Annotated in this window: 19 protein-coding genes; 11 read left to right on the forward strand and 8 right to left on the reverse strand. The window is 58.0% G+C overall.

Annotated elements, in window-relative coordinates:
• Nucleotides 1–929, forward strand: a 929-nt coding sequence (locus VMU57_RS00410; protein ID WP_325379641.1) for a DUF2339 domain-containing protein, incomplete at its 5' end; no start/stop codon positions are given.
• Nucleotides 926–2,212, forward strand: a complete 1,287-nt coding sequence (locus VMU57_RS00415) for a DUF3999 family protein (protein ID WP_325379643.1) — start codon at nt 926–928, stop codon at nt 2,210–2,212. The genes VMU57_RS00410 and VMU57_RS00415, both read left to right, overlap by 4 nt.
• 12 nt (nt 2,213–2,224) lie before the next feature.
• On the opposite strand, the gene VMU57_RS00420 is transcribed toward VMU57_RS00415, so the two are convergent.
• Nucleotides 2,225–4,849 carry a DNA translocase FtsK gene (locus tag VMU57_RS00420; RefSeq protein ID WP_325379645.1) on the reverse strand — a complete coding sequence of 875 codons (2,625 nt, stop codon included), beginning with the start codon at nt 4,847–4,849 and terminating at the stop codon, nt 2,225–2,227.
• Between the two features lie 362 nt (nt 4,850–5,211).
• Between VMU57_RS00420 and VMU57_RS00425 the strand changes: the two genes are divergently transcribed.
• Both VMU57_RS00425 and VMU57_RS00430 read left to right on the forward strand, forming a co-directional pair.
• Complete coding sequence (locus VMU57_RS00425; RefSeq protein WP_325379647.1) at nt 5,212–5,676, forward strand: PA2169 family four-helix-bundle protein; 465 nt, start codon at nt 5,212–5,214, stop codon at nt 5,674–5,676.
• 127 nt (nt 5,677–5,803) lie between these two features.
• Nucleotides 5,804–7,468, forward strand: coding sequence for a ribonuclease J (locus tag VMU57_RS00430; protein WP_325379649.1), 1,665 nt, complete (start codon nt 5,804–5,806; stop codon nt 7,466–7,468).
• 72 nt (nt 7,469–7,540) lie between these two features.
• Here VMU57_RS00430 and VMU57_RS00435 read toward each other — a convergent pair whose 3' ends face one another.
• Entirely contained in the window at nt 7,541–8,179 is a 639-nt protein-coding gene (locus VMU57_RS00435; protein ID WP_325379651.1) for a hypothetical protein, read from the reverse strand.
• A gap of 72 nt (nt 8,180–8,251) precedes the next feature.
• Entirely contained in the window at nt 8,252–8,914 is a 663-nt protein-coding gene (locus VMU57_RS00440; protein ID WP_325379653.1) for a DUF6629 family protein, read from the reverse strand.
• A gap of 148 nt (nt 8,915–9,062) precedes the next feature.
• On the opposite strand from VMU57_RS00440, the gene VMU57_RS00445 reads away from it, so the two are divergent.
• The 7 genes from VMU57_RS00445 (at nt 9,063) to VMU57_RS00475 (ending at nt 17,406) form a co-directional block, all read left to right on the forward strand.
• Nucleotides 9,063–11,291 (forward strand): patatin-like phospholipase family protein, encoded by a 2,229-nt coding sequence (locus VMU57_RS00445; protein ID WP_325379655.1) that lies wholly within the window; start codon nt 9,063–9,065, stop codon nt 11,289–11,291.
• 16 nt (nt 11,292–11,307) lie between these two features.
• On the forward strand, nt 11,308–12,300 hold the full coding sequence (locus tag VMU57_RS00450; RefSeq protein ID WP_325379657.1) for a threonine/serine dehydratase: 993 nt from the start codon (nt 11,308–11,310) through the stop codon (nt 12,298–12,300).
• Between the two features lie 161 nt (nt 12,301–12,461).
• Nucleotides 12,462–14,108: a GGDEF domain-containing protein gene (locus tag VMU57_RS00455; RefSeq protein ID WP_325379659.1), complete on the forward strand. Its 1,647-nt coding sequence runs from the start codon at nt 12,462–12,464 to the stop codon at nt 14,106–14,108.
• Nucleotides 14,109–14,264: 156 nt separating this feature from the next.
• Entirely contained in the window at nt 14,265–15,221 is a 957-nt protein-coding gene (locus VMU57_RS00460) for a hypothetical protein (RefSeq protein ID WP_325379661.1), read from the forward strand.
• 100 nt (nt 15,222–15,321) lie between these two features.
• Entirely contained in the window at nt 15,322–15,876 is a 555-nt protein-coding gene (locus VMU57_RS00465; protein WP_325379663.1) for a DinB family protein, read from the forward strand.
• Nucleotides 15,877–15,979: 103 nt separating this feature from the next.
• On the forward strand, nt 15,980–16,471 hold the full coding sequence (locus VMU57_RS00470) for a GNAT family N-acetyltransferase (protein WP_325379665.1): 492 nt from the start codon (nt 15,980–15,982) through the stop codon (nt 16,469–16,471).
• A 44-nt stretch (nt 16,472–16,515) separates the two neighbouring features.
• On the forward strand, nt 16,516–17,406 hold the full coding sequence (locus VMU57_RS00475) for an undecaprenyl-diphosphate phosphatase (protein ID WP_325379667.1): 891 nt from the start codon (nt 16,516–16,518) through the stop codon (nt 17,404–17,406).
• A gap of 13 nt (nt 17,407–17,419) precedes the next feature.
• Here VMU57_RS00475 and VMU57_RS00480 read toward each other — a convergent pair whose 3' ends face one another.
• The 5 genes from VMU57_RS00480 to dapB all read right to left on the reverse strand — a co-directional run bounded on the left by VMU57_RS00480 (nt 17,420) and on the right by dapB (nt 21,685).
• The gene (locus VMU57_RS00480) at nt 17,420–17,773 is read right to left on the reverse strand and encodes a DoxX family protein (protein WP_325379669.1); all 354 of its coding nucleotides are present in this window, start codon (nt 17,771–17,773) and stop codon (nt 17,420–17,422) included.
• A 68-nt stretch (nt 17,774–17,841) separates the two neighbouring features.
• A complete protein-coding gene (locus VMU57_RS00485) occupies nt 17,842–18,693 on the reverse strand; it encodes a 2,3,4,5-tetrahydropyridine-2,6-dicarboxylate N-succinyltransferase (protein ID WP_325379671.1) in 852 nt (283 codons plus the stop codon).
• Nucleotides 18,694–18,732: 39 nt separating this feature from the next.
• Nucleotides 18,733–19,653, reverse strand: coding sequence for a 4-hydroxy-tetrahydrodipicolinate synthase (dapA, locus tag VMU57_RS00490; protein ID WP_325379673.1), 921 nt, complete (start codon nt 19,651–19,653; stop codon nt 18,733–18,735).
• A 56-nt stretch (nt 19,654–19,709) separates the two neighbouring features.
• Nucleotides 19,710–20,975, reverse strand: coding sequence for an aminopeptidase (locus tag VMU57_RS00495; protein ID WP_325379675.1), 1,266 nt, complete (start codon nt 20,973–20,975; stop codon nt 19,710–19,712).
• A gap of 23 nt (nt 20,976–20,998) precedes the next feature.
• A complete protein-coding gene (gene dapB, locus VMU57_RS00500; RefSeq protein WP_325379677.1) occupies nt 20,999–21,685 on the reverse strand; it encodes a 4-hydroxy-tetrahydrodipicolinate reductase in 687 nt (228 codons plus the stop codon).
• Nucleotides 21,686–21,695 lie beyond the last annotated feature (10 nt).

Genomic DNA, 21,695 nt, shown 5'->3' on the forward strand with positions numbered 1-21,695 from the left:
CCGAAATCTTTCTCCCTCTTGCCAATGCCACCTTTGCGTCGCTTGCGCTCTACTCGCTGTTACAGAACGCGGGGCATCACGACTGGTTACCGTGGTTGATGGTGTTCTTTGCAGTCGTCTATCTCGTCCTGCTGCGATTGCCTCAGAGAAGTATTGCCTCAGCCGTTCATCTGTCGTTAGCCATCGTGTTTCTGACGGTCGCCATTCCTATGAAGGCGAGTGGCCGCTGGATTACCGTGGGATGGTTTGCGGAGGCCGTTGCGCTGTTGTGGGTCTCGTCGCGGCTTGAGACGGCAACGACAGATGCGGCTTCGGCCAGTGCTCATCGTATTCTTCGTTCGCTTGCGGTGGCCGCTCTCCTTTTGGGATTCTGCGGTCTCATGTTGCAGCCTGTATGGTTCGGCAAGCCAGTCAAAGAGGCTTTTCTTAATGGCCGTTTTGCGACGGCCCTCTTTGGAATTGCGGTCCTAGCCTGCTCCGCATGGATCTCTCTTCGTGCGCGTCATTCTGACGAAGGGAGTCCGCGCTGGCGGCAAATCACAGGGGCTTCGATCATTGCGCTTAATCTTGTCGCGGTCGTTGCCTGTGTTCGCGAACTGGATACGATTTGGGGTCAAACTGCGGCTCACTCCGACGCCGAGCTGCAAAAGGCGCTCGCGGTCTCTGCTTTCCTTATGATTTACGGGGCGGTGCTGCTGGCTGTCGGCTTCTGGAAGCGAACCGCCTTCATTCGCTGGCAGGCCTTGTTTCTGATTGTATTTACGATTGCCAAGACTTTTCTTTACGACATGCGGAACCTCAGCCAGGGCTATCGAGTCGTCAGCTTCCTCGGTCTTGGGGCATTGCTTATGGCAGTTAGTTTTGCCTATCAGAAGGACTGGCTGGCTTTGCGGGATAGCGAGCCGAATTGCAAAGGAGTTGAGCAATGAAGTCAGCTCTTCTGGCGCTTCTGATCTTTTGGCAGCCAGCGGCTCCGGCTCCCAAAGCTCCGCTCGATTCATCGCAGTACTCGCGCTACCAGCGAACGATCGCAGTTCCTGCCGGGGCCGGGCAGACATGCGCTGTGATCGACGCGCAGATGTTTCCTCACGCTGCCCCGTCACTCAAAGATGTTCGCCTCTATCAAGGCGCTGAGGAGCTGCCTTACGCCATTACGCTGAGCGAGCCTGTGCAGGCGGACACTACGGCAGCGCGCGTTTTGAACCTCGGCATGCGCGGGCACAGCATTGTTTTCGATCTCGAGATGACCGACCGGTCGTACACAGAGGTCAACCTCGATTTGGCGGGGCAGGACTATCTTGCAACTGCTACCGTCACTGGACTCGATACGCTTCAATCTGTCAAGGCAACTCAGCTCGGTGAATTTACGCTCTTTGATCTGACTTCGCAGCACCTCTCTCGCAGCACTACGCTCCACCTTCAGGAATCCAGTTTTCCCTATCTGCATATTGTTCTTGCTGTTTCGCCGGCACCTGGCACTCACGGCTTTGCCGCGACGGCAGCAATAGTCAAAGGCGCTACCGTTCCGCCGAGCCGCGAGGCGCAGTCTGTCTACACTGTTGCTGCTCGGACTGCAGGCATCGCCCAGCAGGGACGCCAGAGCGTTGCTTCGTTTACGTTGGGCGAGCGAATCCCTGTTGAACAAATCAGCTTCGCTCTCGCTCCAGGGTTCAAGTCTAATTTCAGCCGCGATGTCCATATTTCCGATCGTCCTGCGGGCACCCCCACGTCTGCGGCGGAGACCATCGATGGCACGATTCTTCGCGTGCATCTCACTCAGGCTGGCCGCGAGGTTCGTCAGCAGCAACTGAGCGTCCCTGCGATTCTTGGAGCGAATCTGCAGGGTCCTGCAACGGTGGAGGTTGCTGTTGACAACGGTGACGATGCGCCTCTTCCCATCACCTCCGTCCAATTGGAGATGCGCCAGCGCAAGCTTTGTTTTTCCGCACCAACCGCGCAACCTGTCACCCTCTTCTATGGGGACGCCGGGCTGGACGCACCGCAATACGAGTATGCTCGTCTCTTCTCGACGATGACTCGGGCCAACTCCGCGCAGCTGGGCCCCGAGCAGTTGAATCCCTCTTACCGGTCACGGCCCGACGCGCGCGCCCTCACGGAGCGCTATCCCGATCTTCTCTGGATAGCGTTGCTTGCCGTCATCTGCGTTCTTGCCGTTGTTGCCTTACATTCAGCGCGGAAAGTGCATCGGTAACGGGGTCGATTCTTATCGAATCGCCGTGTCCACTTCGCTGACCCAGTCCGGTGACTTCAGAATCTCCCTCGGCTTCGAGCCATCCGCAGGCCCAACCAGTCCATCGCTGTGCATCAGGTCGATCAGATGCGCGGCGCGTCCGTAGCCGATGCGCAGACGCCGTTGCAGCAGGGAAGTGCTCGCCTTGCCAAACTCGAAGACCAACCGCACGGCATCGTCGTACATGGGGTCATCATTTTCACTGTCGCCGCCATCGCCGTCCTTGCCCGTTTCATCCTTTGGTCCTTCGAGGAAGCCGTGCACATACTCTGCCTCGCCCTGCGCCTTCCAGAACGCGGTCACGGCGGAGATCTCTTTTTCGGTAACAAAGGGAGCGTGGACGCGCTGCACGCGGCTTGTTCCCGGCGGCAGATACAGCATGTCGCCGCGCCCCAACAGGCTCTCGGCACCGTTGGAGTCGATGATGGTCCGCGAGTCTACCTTGGTCGCCAGGCGGAAGCTCATACGGGTCGGTACGTTCGCCTTGATCAATCCGGTGATGACATCGACCGAAGGCCGTTGCGTGGCAAGGATGAGGTGGATGCCAACGGCGCGCGCCATCTGCGCCAGCCGCGTAATGGACTCTTCCACGTTCGAGCGGTCGAGCATCATCAGGTCGGCGAGTTCGTCGATAATGATGATGATGTAGGGCAGCGGCTCCTGGTTCACGTCCTCGAACAGATAATCGCTGCCGTGGTCGAAGAGCTTATTGAACTGGTCGATGTTGCGAACATGGTTGGCGGCAAGCAGCTTCAACCGGCGCTCCATCTCGCGCACGGCGTTTCGCAGGGCATTCGCAGCCAGTTTTGCCTCGGTGATGATGGGCGTGAAGAGGTGCGGAATGCCCTCATACATGCCAAGCTCAACACGTTTCGGATCGACGAGGATCATCCTCACCTGTTCCGGCGTGTTCTTGAAGAGCACGCTCATAATCATCGCGTTGATCGCTACCGATTTACCTGATCCTGTCGAACCTGCGATGAGCACGTGCGGCATGGAAGCCAGATCGGCAGTGACGATGCGGCCATTGATGTCCTTGCCCAGCGCGATCACCAGCTTGCTCTTACTCTGCGCAAAGCTCTCGCATTCGACCACATCGCGCAGCCAGATTGTTTCGCGTTCATGGTTCGGAACCTGAATGCCGACCGTGCTTTTGCCTGCCATGCGCTCAATCAGGATGGACTCGGCGGCCATGGCCAGGCAGAGGTCGTCGGCCAGCCCGGTGATGCGAGCTACTTTTACTCCGGCTTCGGGGCGGAACTCGAACGTCGTGACCACGGGCCCCGGATTGATCTGAGTGACTTGCCCGTTGACGCCGAACTCTGCGGACTTCTCTACCAGCACGCGCGCTTCTTCGCGGAGAGCGTCTTCGCGCACCGTGGCCTGCTCCTCGCTGCGATGCAGAAGGGAAGAGGGCGGCAGCTTGTAACCACGAACGCTCTTAGGCACGATCGTTACCGTCTTGATGTCGGCATCGGCTCGCTTGCCGAAGGAGATGTCATCCTCGACGCTGCCATGGGGAGCGGCCGGAATCGGGGTGAATGCCGCAGCCCTCGGCTCTTCAGCCCTTTTTAGCGCACGAATGGGAGCAACGCGCGGTTCTGCTTCAGGCCCACGGTCCCGGAAGTTTGATTCGTCATCGAGAGCGTGGCCAGACGATGCTGCTTTTGCCAATACGTCCGCATAGGGGGCGGCCGCTGCTGCGGCCGTGCTAAATGCCGTCACCGGAGCCGCATCCACGAAAGTTCGCGGCATGGCCTGCCACATCGATGCCGGTTCGGTGACTGCTTCCTCCTGAGGAGCAACCGAGAGAGGCTCGGTCCGCTTCCTGCCCCACCAGCCGAAGAGGCTGCCAAGCAACGTGTTGCTTTCAGGGCGGTTGTTCCTACGCTCGGCCTGTTCGCGGGCGCGCTGCGCCTTCAGCTCCGCTTGCTCGCGCTTGTTGCCGTAGGCTTCTTTCGCCGCCGCAACGCTGGCGATCTTCCGGTTGCTGCGCCAACGCACCCACCGCTCCCACAGGGACTGTGCAAACGAGAAGTGAATCAGGCTCCATTCGTGTGCGGTGTTGAAGGTGAAGGTGGTGGTGAGGTACAGCGACAGCGCCACCATCAGTGCAACCACAATGCAGGCGCCCGGAAGGTTGAGATATTGCACCATTACGTCGGCGAGCAGCCTGCCACTGACTCCTTCGATGGGCAGCGTCCGGTGCCAGAGGATGTGTCCGGGTAACAACGCAATCGCTGCCGGGCCAAAGACCACCCACAGCCCCAGCCCAATGCTCTTTGCCAGCGGAGAGCCAGCCGGGCGCGACCACATCCAGCACAGTCCCAGTCGTCCCAGCACGAGCGGCAGAAAGAACGCTGCGACGCCGATTGCCTGGAGCAGGGAATCGGCCACATAAGCGCCGATGATGCCAGTCCAGTTATGCGCAGGGCGTCCGATGGTATAAGCGCCCACGGTATTGAATGAAGGGTCGGAGGGAGTATAGGTTGCCAGTGCGAGCAGAAGCAGCGCAGCGCCGACCAGAACGGTCAGCCCGATAATCTCGTTCAGCCGCCGATTGCGGGTCGGAGTCGAAACTAGTCTCAGTGTCTTCATCAGGGGTTACGCGCGACCTCTCCTGCACCGGCGCAGCGTCTCGCACACCGGGCGGTCTGCAAGGCCGTGAACCACCAGAGCATCTCCGATTATCCCAAAGTGGCGAACAAAATTGGAAAACCTTCCCCTCGGGGTACCTGGATGCAAACCCACAGCCCATCCCTGCATCTATTCCTGCATACTCGCCGCTGGGTGCAGCAGCCCGGCGGACCTTAGCAAACGGTGGGCAGGGGAGCGGGATTTTCGCGATTTCTCCTGTTTGCCGCCGGTGAAGGAGAATCGCATTCAGCCGGTGGACCCTGCCTCAACCGAAGCTCGTTTTCATCAAGATCCGATCCACAACATCAACCCACGAGGACACTATGTCAAGCGATTCCGGCAAGCAGCACGAGATGCAGCGTGTTCTGCTCTTAGTCATCAACGCTCTTCAGGACAGCCAGAAAGGCTTCGCCGATCTCGGTGAGCACCTGCAAGATGAGACGCTTAAGCGTTACTTTCTTGCCGAGTCACTCAAACGAGCGAGTTTCCGCGGCGACCTCGAAGAGGCGCTTCATCAGAACGGTGTCCATGACATTAAAGAGAACGGCACGACCGCCGGAGCATTGCACCGTGTGTGGGGTGACCTCAAAGCAAAGTTAGGCAGTGGAGATCATGGATTGCTTGAGACTGCTGAGACGGGCGAAGACGAGGCGAAGAAAGCCTACGCCGACGCTCTGAATCAGGAACTGCCTTTGCCAATTCGCCAGCTTCTGGCCGAGCAGCAGGCTCATATCCTTACCTCACACGACTACGTGCGCAATCACCGCGACGCGCTTGCAGCGAAATAAGTCAATAACGATGCAAGTTATCTTCACCCTCGGCCTCGCATTCTATCTGGATGCGGGGCCGAGATGATTTCGTGATACGAACTGCGCAAAACAGCGATATTGGCCGCGATGCTAAGATTGAAGGTTGATGACACTTGATAAATTGAAGATGATTCCGCTGGGGGGCCTGGGCGAGTTCGGAATGAACTGCATGGCTCTCCGCTGGCAGGATGACATTATTGTCATCGACGCCGGTCTGATGTTTCCCGAAGAAGAGTTGCTGGGTGTGGACATCGTTGTTCCGGACATCAGTTATCTGACTGAAAACCGCGATAAAGTCCGCGCCATCCTTTTGACCCACGGGCACGAAGACCACATTGGCGGTCTGCCCTGGATACTCTCTGAATTGAATGTTCCCGTATACGGAACCGAGTTCACCCTGGCCTATGTCGAAGGCAAGCTCGAAGAACATCGTTTGTTGGATGATGCCGACCTGAACGAGATGCTGCCGGGCCGTCGCTTTACCCTGGGGCCGTTCTCGATCATGCCCATTCGCGTGACCCACTCGCTGGTGGACTGCGTAGCTCTCGCCATTCACACGCCAGTAGGCGTTATTCTGCACACCGGCGACTTCAAGGTGGACCTTTCGCCCCCGGACAATAAGCCGTTCGATCTCCATGCATTTGCGGAGCTGGGCAAGCAAGGCGTTTTGGCGCTGTTGCAGGACTCCACCAACGTCGACCGCTCGGGCTATACGCCGAGTGAGCGTGCGGTGCGTCCGCGATTGGATGAGATCTTCGGGCAGGCCAAGAAGAAACTGTTCTTTAGTTGTTTCTCGTCGTCGATCCACCGGATTCGGCTGGCGATGGAGCTGGCGCATCAGCATGGGCGCAAGGTGGCAATCATTGGTCGCTCGCTCGACAACTCGACCGAGATCGCGCAAGACCTTGGCTACCTCGATCTGCCGCAGGGACTGATTATCAATCCCGGCCACATCAAGGACCATCCAGCCAACAAGCTATGCATCATGATCAGCGGAACGCAGGGCGAGCCTATGAGCGCGCTGAGCCGGGCCGCGGTCAATAACCATAAGTTCGCGCACATTGACGCTGGCGACACCGTTCTGATGAGTTCGCGCGTCATCCCCGGCAATGAGAAGTCGATCTACCGCGTCATCGACCATCTGGAACGTCGCGACGCCAATGTCATTTACGACGACGGTGCTTCAGGGTTGATCCATGTCAGCGGACATGGCAGCCAGGAAGAGCTGCGACTGATGATTAACCTCGTTCGCCCGAAGTTCTTCATCCCCGTGCACGGCGACTATCGTCACCTCAAGCGGCACGTCGAACTCGCCAGCTCGATGGGCGTCGTGGAGAAGACGATTTTGCTGGAGGACGGCGATGTTCTGGAATTGGATAAGAACTCCGCCACCAAGACCGGCAAGGTGACTGTGGGTCGCGTCTGCATTGATTCCGGCGGAGCTTCGAACGATGTGGTGGGAGATCTCGTCATTCGCGATCGCAAGCACCTCAGTGAAGATGGGATCGTATTGCCGATCATTGCCATCAATAAACGGACCGGGCTGCTTGAGAATGCGCCCGAGATCGTGATGCGAGGCATGGCTGTGGCCGAGGAGGGATTGATTCCCGAGGCGCGGCAGATCGTGCAGCGCACGCTCGACAACTCCAGTCCGGAAGAGAAGGCCGACTATGGAGTTATTAAAGAGAAGATTCGCAATGACCTCAAGCGGTTTATCCAGAAGAGTACCAGCCGGCGACCGTTGATTATGCCGGTGATTCTGGAGATTTGATCTCTGCATTGAAAGCTGCAAAAAGGCGCCCTCTGTGGGCGCCTTTTGTTTTGAGGAGGGCGATTGTGTCTGTCACTGCAAGATGTCGATGACATTAGCAATGAAGTAGGTGATGGGATCGTAGACGACCACGTAGCCCTGGTAGTAGCCCATCGCATATCCGGGCGGTGGCGGGGGCAGATAGCCGTACACATCCGGCGGCAGCGGCTGGATGTAGGAGATGTAGGCATAGGGGAAGAATCCGCCGATGACAAAGCGCGGTCGATTGGCGCGATTGATTGCGCCAAAACGGCTCTGGTAGTAGCGGTGGAGATAGGCACGGTCGTTGTTGCGGAAGCTATAGGAGGGCCGCTGCGTCGGCCGGTGTCCCCACTGCGGCGGACGGCCTTGGCTTGGTCGTCCATTGTGAGGACGGCCAGGATTAGGACGAGAAGGCTGGGGGCGGCTCGGCTGTGGGCGACTGGGCTGTGGTTTCCCACCACCAGGGTTAGGACGGCCAGGTTGAGGACGACCCGGCTGCGGCCGCGCATTGCCGCCTCCCGGGTTGGGCTTTGCCTGTGGCCCGCTAGGCTTTCCATGGTTACCGCCCCTGTTGTCGGTGTTCTTCTGTGGAGCGTTGCCTCGGTCCGGCCTGTCCTGCGAAGCGGCCGGGTACGCTGTCGATAAGCTGAAAAGAATGATCGTGCCGAATAGGAGTGCTCGTGAGTGCATGAATCCTCCGGAACTGCGATACAGTAGGCGAGCTTAACCCTTTCGACCGCAGAAGGCAAAACACAATATAGCTCAGGCGGTGGCTGCGTAGATTACGGGGGCCATGCGCCGTCTGCGTCGGAAGTGAAAGTAGATCAAAATGCTGATCACGGCCGCATAGGCGCACCAGATCGAAGTAAACGCGTAGCGCATGACGATCATCACCACCAGCAGCCCAATGATGTTGGCGACGCCCAGTGCGATGAGATAGCGGAACCCGGAAAAGAGCAGAGCACCGCAGGTTGCGATCACATAGAGAACAGCAACTGCAGTCGTTGTCGTCACAGGATTGAAGTAGACAATACTGTGGTCGCGCGCTGAGACCTGCAAAGGATAGGCCGTAAGTCCCCATAGGATGTACAGCGTCAGGCCGCCGCCGAGCAGCACAAACCAGAACATCCTCTGCTGTTTGATTCGCGTCGGCTCGATGAGATATACGCTGAGGGGCAGTAAAAAGGGCAGCAATCCCTGAGCGTATAGCACAAAAGCCGCTCCAGCATCGTGGGCGACATACGACGGCAGAATATTATCCAGCCCAAGCCACACGAACCCCTCGATGAACTGATGCGCGGCAAACAGCAGAGGCATCGCTGCAAGCATAAGCGCACGCCGGTGTTTCACCTCGGCGAGGGTAGCGACTCCGATCGTGCCCAGGACGGCGCTGCCGGCGAAGTTCGCCGTGGCTGAAAAGCACATCTGTCTTGGCCCTTCCGTTCAAGTGAGATCATACGGCAGGGAATAGGCGAACAAGCAACCGTCCTTCTTTGGAGGACACAAAGTGTAACTGCCGGAGACATCTATGACAGCCCATCGGAAGAGAGGTTACTGATAGATTTATCTGCAGATGATCTCTTTCGCAAAGAGCGCTCTTTTCTGGAGAATTATTGCTGGTTTCGGCTGCGCTACTCTTCTGTCAGGGTTTCCGGTAATCGCTGCGCAGAAGCCGGAGATTGTGCCGCCGAAGCGACCCACTATCGGGCTAGTGCTCGAAGGCGGGGGAGCATTGGGCTTCGCCCATATCGGCGCGATCGAGTGGTTGGAAGCGCATCATATCCCAGTGGATTACGTAGCCGGAACAAGTATGGGGGGGCTCGTCGGCGGCCTCTATGCGGCGGGAAACAGTCCCGACGACATCAAGGTATTCGTAGGACGCATCCATTGGCCCGGCGTGCTAAGCGGCCAGGTCCCCTTTCAGTCGTTGGGGTATCGCAGGAAAGAAGACAAGCTGGCCTATCCGAACCGGTTGGAGCTTGGGCTAAAGCATGGGATTGGCGTGCCCAAGGGGTTGAACTCGGGTGCAGCGGTAGGGCTGCTCTTCGACCGTACTCTGGTGCCTTACTACGACCTGAAAAGTTTTGACGATCTCCCCATCCCTTTCCGCTGTGTAGCGACCGAGCTTACGACCGGCACAAAGCATGTCTTCGAGGATGGCTCGCTGGCACAGGCCATGCGGGCGACCATGTCGATCCCCGGTATGTTTGCTCCCGTACAGCATGGCAACGAGATCTACTCCGACGGAGCAGCCGTCGACAATCTTCCCGTCGACGTGGCGCGTGCCATGGGCGCTGACATTGTCATTGCGGTGTATCTGGATACGGGGCCAGTCAAGCCGGAGACGCTGAATTCTCCGCTGGCCGTTGCCGCCCGAAACGTGTCGATCATGGTGGCGGCGAATGAACAGGCCAGCATGAAAAATGCCACCGTCCTGATCAAGGCGGATGTCAGCAAGTTCGGTGCAACCGAGTTCGATAAGAGCGCAGAGATTATTCCCCAGGGCGAGAAGGCCGCACAGGCGGAAGCTACAGCTTTGGAAAAATACGCTTTAGACGATGCGGACTGGAAGGCATATCTTGCCAATCGCGACTCCCGCCGACGGACACATGTGCCCGTGCCCCAATTCGTAGACGTCTACGGGCTGAAGGGGGCGCAACAATCCGAAGTCGCCGCATCGTTCAAAAAGTTTGTTGGCAAGCCCCTCAATACAAAGATGATTGAGCAGAGTATCTCCGATCTTGAAGGGACCGGGAACTATTCGATCATCAACTACAACCTGATTGACGAAAACGGTAAGCCAGGATTGTTGATCCGGCCCCGAACCAAGGACTATGCTCCACCGTTTCTAAATCTGGGGTTGACCCTTTCCTCCAACGACTCGAACAATATTCAGCTTGGGTTCGGAGCAAGGGCAACGTTTCTGGATATCGCAGGGCCTCGGTCGGAGCTCCGCGTCGACGGTATGGTGGGGCAGGTTGCGGGCTTTGATGCGGAGCTTTATAAGCCATTGACGCTGGCCTCGCGGTGGTTCATCGCTCCCCACACCTATGTGACGCATTCGGAGATTGGCTACTACTCCGGTAGCGCTCAACTGGCGCAGTTCAAGCAGCGTAGAAATGGGGTCGGCGCCGACGTAGGCTACCAGTTCAACGCCAGGACAGAGCTACGAGCGGGCGAAGACTACCAGTGGTTCGGCGAACGCCGCATCGTCGGAAACCCGATCGGACAGGAGTTCAACATTACTCCTCTGGTTACTTCGGTACGGTTTCAATATCTCGGTCAGGATGAGGTCATGCTGCCAACCAAGGGCTCTGAGGTGCGGTCCAACTACAGTTATTACACCCAGCGCCCCAATTCGAGTGACGGTCTTTCGCAGCTGGACGTGACCTTGGAGCACTTTATTCCTTCGGGCAAGCGCGGCATTATCTTTGGCACCGCGAGCGGAGGCACAAGCTTCGGCGCATCGAACCTCGGGCTCGCAGGATTTTCTCTGGGAGGCCCTCTACGCTTGACCGCTTATGATCGCGACGAGCTTCTGGGGGATGACTATTTTCTCGGCCAAGCGGGCTACCTCGTTCGGCTCTCGCATCTGAACCCCATCTTTGGCGATGCAATTTATGCTGGAGGCTTCTATGAGGTAGGCAAGATTAGCGGCGGTAACTCGGGCACGCCGGACGTACCTAACGATGGAACAGCAATCGTTGTAATGAAGACGCTGATCGGTCCCATCTATGGCGGCGGCAGCATAGGGGGTAGCGGACACTATAAGTGGTACTTCGGGCTGGGCCGTATCTTTTGAGGATTAAGGAAGGCGAATGAGCAACCTGGTAACGCTTGATGAGATTCGCGCGGCGCAGAAGAGGCTTGCCGGAGTGGCCGTGCGGACTCCACTCTACCGGCTGGAGCGTGCCCGCCTGAGAATGGCGAAGCTGCCCGAGCCGGACTTTGATATCTATATCAAAGCGGAGAGCGAGCAGCCGATCGGCAGCTTCAAGTTGCGCGGAGCTTACAACATGGTGGCGCAGCTATCGGCTGAGGTGCTCCAGCGCGGGGTCATCACCTATTCCAGCGGAAATCACGCCCAAGGCGTTGCTTATGCTGCACGTGCCCTCGGCGCAAAGGCGATCATCGTCATGCCGGACAATACTCCTGAAATCAAAATGGCGGCAACAAAGTCTCTTGGTGCGGAGATTGTCATCGTAGGCCCATCCTCTTCAGAGCGCCAGGCCAAAGCCGAGGAGCTTGCCCGGCAATTCGGCTATTCCGTGATTCCGCCTTACGACGATGCGGCGATCATTGCCGGGCAAGCAACCTGCGCAATGGAGATTCTGGAGCAGTTGCCCAGCGTGGATCTGATCCTCACACCCGTGAGCGGAGGTGGCTTGCTGAGTGGAACCGGTGCAGCCGTAGCGCTGACTGCGCCCGCTGTGCAGGTCTGGGGGGCAGAGCCGGAATTGGCGGCAGATGCAAAAGAGAGCTTCGAGGCTGGGCGATTGATTAAGTGGCCTGCGGAAAAGACGACCCAAACTATCGGAGACGGTCTCCGTACCCAGAGCCTCGGCGTGTTGAACTTCGAGCACGTCATGGCCTACGTCGATGGAATTGTAGCCGTTACCGAGGCTGAGATTCTGTCGGCGATGAGCGCCATGCTGGCAGCCACAAAACTCGTCCCCGAGCCCAGCGGAGCGGTAGCTCTTGCCGCTGCTCTCTACCATGCTCACGAATTGCCGCGCGTGCGCAAAATAGCCATTGTATTGAGTGGAGGAAATCTGGAACCGGGGCTGAGAAGGGCGCTGGAGCGACATTGAAAGCGATGGAGGTGCAATCTCTCCGTCGCACTACCACTTTCGTATCAGCGTATTCGGGCGATATTCCGGGTAGGCTGGGAGTCACATTGAAGATGCGTGTCAGGGAATAAAAATTGACTGATCTTGTCTCCTCTCGGCACCTTCCTCTCAAACCGAGCAAGGTGATCCCTCTTCTGGTGCTGTCGGCGATCGGGGCGTTCATCTTCACGGCAGGCGGCGGTTTGATCGTTTACTCGAACACGCGCCACCTGATCGAGATCCGTAACTGGCTCGATCACTCTCAAACCATCCTCAGCAGTACCCAGACAGAATCGCAGCGCCTCGACCGGCTCAGCGCCAATATGCAGCTGTATCAGGCGACGGGAGACTTAAATAATCTGCGTGCGTCCGAAGCATCCGTAGCCGCTGTGGAGAGTGGTGTTTCGACCCTGCAAAATTTACTACAGGACAATGCCTCTCAAAAACGTCATGTACAAGATCTTCAGAACTCCGTTGAGACACTGGATCGCACGGTGGTGTCTGAACGCCAGTCGAGAGCTGTTCCCGATGAACAAATTCGAGCCTGCCGTAACGTCCTTAGTTTGATTCAGGAGGAAGAGCGTGGCCTGCTCAGGGAACGCTCCACAGAATCGCAGGACAGCGGCTTCCGAAGTCTGCTCGCGGGTGCCGGCTATCTTGGGTTGTTGCTGATCGTGCTGGTTGTACTCTTCGGGTTTCTCATCCGGGATGCCTTACGCCGCCGGTCGTTTGAACAACAGTTGTCCGTCGCAAACGATCGCCTCGAAGCCACCATCGAAGCGCTCGAACGTCGTGGAGCGGAGGCCGCCCTGCTAAAGGCCACCCGCGACGAGCTGCACCTATGTGTGACCGCGGCAGAGGCCCAGGCTTGTACCTGCCGCCATCTGCAGGCCCTTGTTCCCGGAAGCAGCGGTGCGACGCTGATCATTAATAATTCGCGCAGCATGTTAGAGATTGCCGCGACGTGGAACAGCCCCTCGTCGCTCTTGGACGGCTTCTCTCCCGATGCATGCTGCGGACTTCGCGCCGGTCATCTGCGCTGGAGGTCCCCCGGTCACTCCTCCATCAACTGTAGTCATTTCGCCGGCGAGCCGCCCGAGAACTATGGCTGTATCCCCCTGGCCGCGCAGGGTGAAACCCTCGGCTTCGTCTATCTCACCTTTCCCACGCAGGAGATCGCTGATCTTGCGCGCAGTCGTATCCTTCAGATCAACGAGATGGTAGAGTTGGCCGCGATGTCCATCGCCGGTCTCAATCTGCGAGCGAAGCTTGAAAATCAATCCATTCGCGACGGACTCACCCGGCTCTTCAATCGCCATTTCATGACAATCGCTTTGGAGCGGGAGGTGCATCGCGCTCTACGAAGCACAACTCCTCTGGCCGTCCTCATGATCGACGTCGATCACTTCAAGGCCTTCAACGATACCTTCGGCCACGAGGCCGGGGACACCGTTCTCCGCGAGGTCGCTGAGTGCTTCCGGCAATCGGTTCGCAGCGAAGACGTCGTTTGCCGCTATGGCGGCGAGGAGTTCATCATTATCCTCCCGGAGACCGACGAGGAGACCGCGGTTGAGCGTGCGGAGTTGATCCGTCAGGCCGTTGTCAAGCTGCGCGTGCGGTCCAAGGGAGAGACCCTGCGCCAGATCTCGGTGTCCATCGGCATAGCGATGTATCCGGCTCCTGCCCGCGACGCCACGGATCTTGTCCGCCTGGCTGATCGCGCCCTGTACGACGCCAAACATGCTGGCCGCAACCGGGTCCACGTAGCGCGTGAATCAGCGACTGCCTGAACTGTATTTCCTTCCATCAGCCGTTATCATTGCGTACTGGCCCCCAATCCTGAATGGAGCGTCTAATAATTGTCTATGCGTTCTCTCTCTCGGCAGCGAACTCTTCGGCAGCGGTTGATAGTCTCGCTATCGGCAGCCTTGTTGGCTACAACCGGTATGGCTGCGGCTCAGAAGCCTAAGGACAAATCCGGTTACGACCGCGCCGCGCGTGCCACCGTTCTGCACCAGGCCAACGTATATGTCACTGCCGACGCCGACGCGCAAAAGCTTTCCGTTGTCACTCCGGGTCACGAAGTCGTTATCGTTCAGCGCAACGGTCCCTGGATTCAGGTCTTCGCCAACACCGACGTCGAGGACACCAACGACGAGAACCAGCCGGAATTCGCCGATGACAACGACACCGTCACGCCGGCGTCAGGCTGGATTCGCGACAAGGGCGTCGTCACTCCATCGACCCCCGGCGGCGACGCCATTCTCTACGGCGCCGCTGCAAATTTCGAGGCTGAGGCCGCGCAGCCCCACGCACCGAAAGGAGCCGCGCAGGCAGCGCACCTGCTCTATGAACGCGCTGCCGATTATTTTCCCCAGTCTTCCTTCGCCCCCGCGGCGGCATGGCGCGCCGCCGACATTCGCTGGCAATTGGAGAAGGAGGACATCAGCACGCTCCCCAGCGCTAAAGAGCAAGAGGCCTACCTTCGTCCCCAGCTCTACGATGGCGAGATGAAGAAGGTCATGAAGATGTACCCTGACACGAAATACGCTGCCCTCGCCGCCTACGATCTGCTCGATAACAAGCTCTGCGGAGATTGGCAGGGTTTGCCCAAGTGTCCAGAAATGGAGGCTGGCCTCTACGAAAAATATGCACAGAGATATTCCGACGGCCCCAAGGCGGCGGAGGCTCTCTATAACGCAACCTACCGGCAGGGCGTGGCCAGTACCATGTACATCGTGCAGGACGACCGCAAGCGCTCGCAGGAGGCTGGGCAGCGCGCCATCGGATTAGCCCAGGAACTCAAAGAGAAGTATCCGCAATCGGACTATGCAGCACGCGCCGCTGCGATTGCATACAAGGTACAGCAATCCATCCCAATCTTCGGCGATGATCGCGATTGAGCATCCTCCATACTCTGGGCGCAGGACTTTATCGAGCCATTCGTTTTAAATTTTATCTTCGCGCTTGAGTTCGAAGCGCGGCCCATGTATCTATGGAGCCATGGCAAACCAGAATATATTCAACCTGCCGGAGACGACCGCCCTCCTCACCCGCACTCCCGCCGCGCTCGATGCGCTGTTGCGCGGTCTGCCTGATATATGGGTGCAATGTAACGAAGGAGAAGGCACCTGGAGTGCCTACGATATTGTGGGTCATCTGGTCTTCGCCGAACGTACCGACTGGATGCCCAGAGTGCATATGACGTTGGAGAGCGGTGAAACGCGGCCATTCGATCCCTTTGACCGGTTTGCGCAGTTGAAGGCCAGCCAGGGCCAGTCACTCGAACAGTTGCTGGACGAATTCGCCCGTCTGCGTAAGGTAAATCTGACCACGCTCGGTGCGCTGAATTTGCAAGCTGAAGATCTGGCGCGTCGAGGAAGGCATCCGGCGCTGGGTTCTGTGACCTTGGCGGAACTGTTGGCGACCTGGGCCGTTCACGATCTTACCCATCTGCATCAACTCTCGCGCGTGATGGCCTACCAATACCGCGACGCGGTAGGACCATGGAGCGCTTATCTGGGTGTCTTACGGTGCACCGGCCACAGCGCATCCTAGAATCATTGGCCTTTGCCACCGTACGATACTATCCTCTCGTGCGAAACATCGGAACTTACCGAAATTCCCTCAGCAGCTGTTTCGTCGTGCAAAGGATGGAGAAATGAACGATCTTCCGATGGGCCGTTCTAGCACCGCGTCTCGAGCGCCCTCTCTCATTGTGCGTCCCGTCTTGCTCGAAGATGCGGAAGCGATCTCAAAGCTCAGCGCACAACTGGGTTATGAGGCGTCCAGCGAGGCAATCGCCCAATGCATCGGACAAACGTTTTGCCGCACCGATCACGCAGCATTTGTCGCCTGCCTCAAGAGTATGGAAGATACCGAAATCGTAGGCTGGATCGAAGCCACCCTTATGCAGGAGCTGCAATCGCCATCCTTCGCACTCATTACCGGCCTCATCGTCAGCGAAGCCCATCGCGGACTGGGCATCGGCAAGCAGCTCTGTGCCGAAGTTGAGTCATGGGGCAGGGAACAGGGGGTCAGTAAAATTCGTGTCACCTCTCGCATCTCTCGCGAGAGAGCGCACCGATTCTATCTTCGCGAAGGTTTCAAGCGAATTAAAACCTGGGCGGTGTTCGAGAAGATGCTCTCGTAGCCAGCCGACTGCCGTATCGTCGAGGCGCCATTTAGGATGGGTCTATGCCAATTTTTCAAGTGATCATTCTTGCCATCGTGCAGGGTCTCGCCGAGCTTCTGCCCGTCTCCAGCTCCGCCCACGTGGTCGTCGCGGAGAAGCTGCTGGGCCTCGACCCCTCCTCGCCGCCCATGACGTTGCTGCTCGTCATGCTGCACACCGGCACCATGTTCGCCGTCATCGTCTACTTCTGGAGCCAGTGGAAGCGGACCTATTTTTCCAGCTCAGATGCCTTCAAGCGCTTCGCCATCCGTGCCATCTGGGCCTCGATCCTGACCGCCGTCATCGGCTACCCCATCATCGAGATCATCCAGAAGACCGCCTTCGCCGGAGCGACCAAAGGCGAGATCGAATCCCTCTTCGGCCGCCTCGACCTGGTAGCCCCCGCGCTCACCGCAGCCGGCATCCTCATCCTCATCGCAGGCCTTATTGAAAAACGGCGCATGGGCGCGCACGAGCAGGTCTACGGTGACAGCGTCACCATGCGTCAGGCTGGTTGGATCGGTGCCGTCCAGGGCCTCTGCCTGCCCTTTCGTGGCTTCTCTCGTTCGGGCGCGACTATCTCCACCGGCATGTTGACCGGAGCAAGCAAGGACCGGGCCGAGCGCTTCAGCTTCGCCCTTGCAGTCATCCTCACCCCCGCCGCCATCGGCAAAGAAGCTCTGCGGCTATTGAAGGCGACGCATGAAGCCGCTGCCAGCGGCACGCCCATCGATCTGCACAGCAGCGTGATCGCGAGCCTGCTGGGAATGGTCTTCGCGTTCCTCGCCGGCATGGTTGCGCTCAAATGGCTCAGCAGCTGGCTGGAGCAGGGCCGTTGGTACTTATTCGGAATCTATTGCCTGGTTGCTTCGGCCGTGGTCTTCTACCTTCACTACGGTCCCCGCCACTTATAGGGCGTAGCAGGATTCAACCTCGCCTATACATCCACGCCCAGTAGATCAGCGGCAGCTGTAGAGGAACCCTCATCCACTGCACCCAGCTCTGCCCCGCTAGACCGGGCAGAGGCAGGTGTGCCGCCGCCGTATAAATGTTTGCGGGCCAGACAGCGATCAGCAATGCTACCAATCCCCACGCGGCAAGGCGCCGTGTGGAGGGTACAAGCAGACCGCCGCCTAGTATCTCTGCCACTCCGCTGATGTTGATCAACAGCAAGGGGGCCGGAAGCTGGGGAGGCATAATCCGCAGATAAGCCTGAGGGATGACAAAGTGCAGGGTTCCCGCCACCATAAAGATCAAGGCAAGGATGACTCTTCCGGCCATATTCGTCAGCCCTCGATCCGTCAAATTGTCATGGATGGCAAAGCACCATTCATCCCAGAAAATGACAGCTAACGCAGGATATCTTCTAAGACCAGCGAGAGCTCGGTCTTTTCATCACGATACTTGACGATCACTGGGGCAGAGATGCTCAACCCCCACTCCTGTCCTTTTCCTTTGGTGACAGCACGCGAACCCGGCACCACCACCGCGCCCTCCGGGATGATGAGCGGCATCTCGGCAGTCGCCTTATACACCACACCGCGTACCAGATCGTAGACCGGCGTTCCTCGCGTTAGCACGGTGCCGGCCGCTAGAACAGCGCGTTTTCGCACGATTGTACCTTCATAGACCCCGGTATTGCCACCTACAAGAACTCCATCTTCAATAATGACGGGACTTGCATTCACCGGCTCCAGCACACCGCCGATCTGCGCGGCGGCGCTCAGATGCACCATCTTGCCAATCTGGGCGCAGCTTCCCACCAGCGCATGAGAGTCCACCATCGTTCCCTCATCCACATACGCTCCCACATTGATATAGGAAGGAGGAATGACCGCAACGCCCTTGGCAACATACGCACCAGACCGTATGCTCGATCCTCCCGGCACGACTCGCACACCGTCTGCCACTGCGAACCGCCGTGCAGGGTAGGTCCATTTATCGACGAATGAAAGGCCATCGTCACATCCCATCTCGATCATCGATCCCAACCGGAACCCAAGTAGAATTCCTCTTTTGATCCAGGCATTGACGCGCCATCCCAACACGGAGTCATCCGGCTCTGCCGATCGCAACTCCCCAGCTTCCAGCCCCTGCCTCAACTCAAGAAACGCTGCCTCAGCCTCTTTGTTTCCCACCGCAGCCGCACCCTGCGCAAACCAATGCTCAATCCGATCCTGCAACGTTCCGTCCAGACTCACTTGTCACCTTTTCTAAAGTTGTTGATTGTAGGAAGCTTATTAAAACATCCGCAGGTCTTCGCCGGTCTGTGGAACACCCACCAGCATCCCAAGCTCCCCGACCATGCATTCCAGCTTCCGCCGCGTAGCCGCAGAGACCGGAACCATCGGCAGCCGCAGGACATCCTCACATCGTCCAAGCATTGAGAGCACCGCCTTGATGGGAGCGGGGTTGGGCTCCCAGAAGTGGGCCTGCATCAGCCGGAAGAATTGCCGATTGATCCGTCGCGCTGTTACCCAGTCATTCTCCATGGCAGCCCCAATCATCCGCGACATTTGTCCCGGAATTGCATTGGAGGCTACGGAAATCAAGCCGCTACCGCCCAAGGAAATTACAGGCAATGCGATCCCGTCGTCGCCGGCAAAAACCTTAAAGTTTCGGGGAGCTGTAGTCAGCAGCTCAGTAATCTGCGCCAGATTTCCGCTGGATTCCTTGATCCCAATGATATTAGGCAACTCCGCCAGCCGCAAAACCGTGGCAGGCTCCAGATTCGCGCCTGTTCGCCCCGGAATGTTATAGAGCAGGACCGGCAGGTCTACGGCTTCGGCAACCGCTCTGAAGTGTTGATACTGACCTTCTTGGCCCGGACGATTGTAATAGGGGTTCGCTGTCAGAATTCCTGTCAGTCCATGTACACACGCCAGCTTCCGCGCCTTGGCCACAGCTTCATGTGTCGCATTATGCGTACACCCGGCAAACACCGGAACTCGTCCTGCCGTGGTTGCAACCACCAACTCGACGACGCGAAGCCACTCGGCTTCCGTCAGCGTCGAAGCCTCGCCAGTGGTGCCGCAAGGAACCAGAAAATCAATTCCGCTCTCGATCTGCCAGTTCACCAACGCATGAAGCGCAGGCTCATCTACGCCGCCATCCTTGCGAAAAGGAGTGACCAGCGCCGTTCCACATCCCATCAGTTCCATAGTTACTGCAGTTTACCTTGTCTTTGCATGTGCCTGCTCTTGGGAATGAGGTTCAACTAAACCCACTCGCCCTTACGCATCAACGGTTCAGCCGTTCCATCCGCAGCGATGCCGTCCACATCCATCGCGCCGGAACCGATCATCCAGTCCACGTGGATCAGGCTGGCGTTCGCGCCACGCTTGGCCAATTCTTCCGCGTCCATCTTTTCGCCGCCAATCAGGCAGGTCGAATAGGCTTGTCCCAATGCAATGTGGCTGGCGGCATTTTCATCGAACAATGTATTCCAGAAGAGCACTCCACTCTGCGCAATGGGAGAAGAATGAGGCACCAGCGCTACCTCTCCCAGCCGCCGAGCGCCATCGTCCGTGCTGATCAGCCGGTTGAGCACATCTTCGCCAGCCGATGCGGTCGCTTCGACGATCTTTCCGCCCTCAAACCGCACCGCAATATCTTCAATCAGGGTTCCTTGATGCGAGAGCGGCTTCGATGCCCGCACCGTGCCGTCAACCCGGTCTTTATGCGGAGTCGTGAAGCACTCTTCCGTGGGAATATTGGGCTGGCAGTAGACGCCGTTTCCGGCAGTTGTTCCGCCACCGGCCCAGAGATGATCGTCGGCCAATCCTACTGTCAGATCTGTTCCCGGTCCCTTGAAATGAAGGGCAGAGAACCGTTTGGCATTCAGCAGGTCGACGCGCTTCTTCAGCCGCTCTCCGTGCTGCTGCCACTCGACGACCGGATCGTCCGCATTGATGCGCGAGGCAACAAAGATCGCCTCCCACAACTTGGCCACAGCCATTTCCTCGGAGTCGTCTGGAAACACAAGCTTTGCCCACTCCGGCGTCGCACAGGCTACGATCGTCCAGTTGATCTCGTGACGCGTAATCAGCTCCATTGCAGGCTTGCCCGCCTTGGAGGCTGCGACATTGGCCCGCGCTATCTTCGCCGGGTCCTGCTTCGCCAACAGCGCAGGATTTGTGCCTGCAATCGCGAGTCGTGCAGCTCCGCTTCGAAATCCCTCGGCTATTCCATCCTGCAGCCACTTCGGCGCGTAATCGAAGCTGGCATCTGGAGCATAGGCAAACCGGGCCAGCACAGACGGATCGTCGCCATAAAATGTCGTCACCAGCAAAGCGCCAGCTTTGTAGGCGTGTTCGGTAATGCGTCGCACCAACGGTAGAGCTTCCATGGGTGCGGACATGATGAGTTCCTGCCCCGCACGCAGCCCCAGCCCAACCTTTACAGCTACTTCAGCCAGCCGGTCCAGCTTCTGGTCGAACGCTAAATCCGCAAACTTCGCCGTTACTGCTTCCATCGTGCTCATGGCAATCCCCGCTCGGTACAGACCTAAATCTGCGTATAAATATTTTGAAAGTCGTAGCAGCCTTTACGAGACGAAAGCCACTCGGCTGCGCGCACTGCACCTTCGGCGAATCCACGCCGCGAGAACGACTCGTGGGTCAGCGTAAGCCTGTCCGCATCGCTCTGCGCTACTAGAACATGGGTGCCGGGAGCATCGCCTTCGCGCTTCGATTCGATAGGAACTTTCTGATAGCCGGATGCAGTCTCTACAACCGTCGCCAGCGTAATCGCGGTTCCGCTGGGCGAATCCAGTTTGGTGATGTGGTGAGTTTCCTCGATCGAAAACTGATAACCAGCATTCTTCAGCGACTCACCCAGTTTTGCTGCCAACTGAAATAACACCTGAACGCCGATGGAAAAATTTGTCCCGTACAACAGCCCTGCCTGTTTGCGTTCAGCGAGAGCCTTCATGTCGGGCAGTTTGTCATACCAGCCAGTTGTGCCGACCACCATCTTCGCGCCTGTTGCGAGGCAGGCACGCATGTTCTGCACCACAGCTTCAGGAGCCGTAAAGTCGATGACGACATCGAACCCAGCAACAAAAGGCGGAGTCAGCGCGGATGCATTCGTATTTTCCTTGGCGTCGAGCACGTGGACCCCATGACCGCGTTCCGCTGCAACTGCAGCCACCAGCTTACCTGTCTTGCCCTGTCCTAAGACCAATATCCGCATGTGTTCCTCT

This window comes from Edaphobacter sp. (genome assembly GCF_035532915.1).
Lineage (GTDB): Bacteria > Acidobacteriota > Terriglobia > Terriglobales > Acidobacteriaceae > Edaphobacter.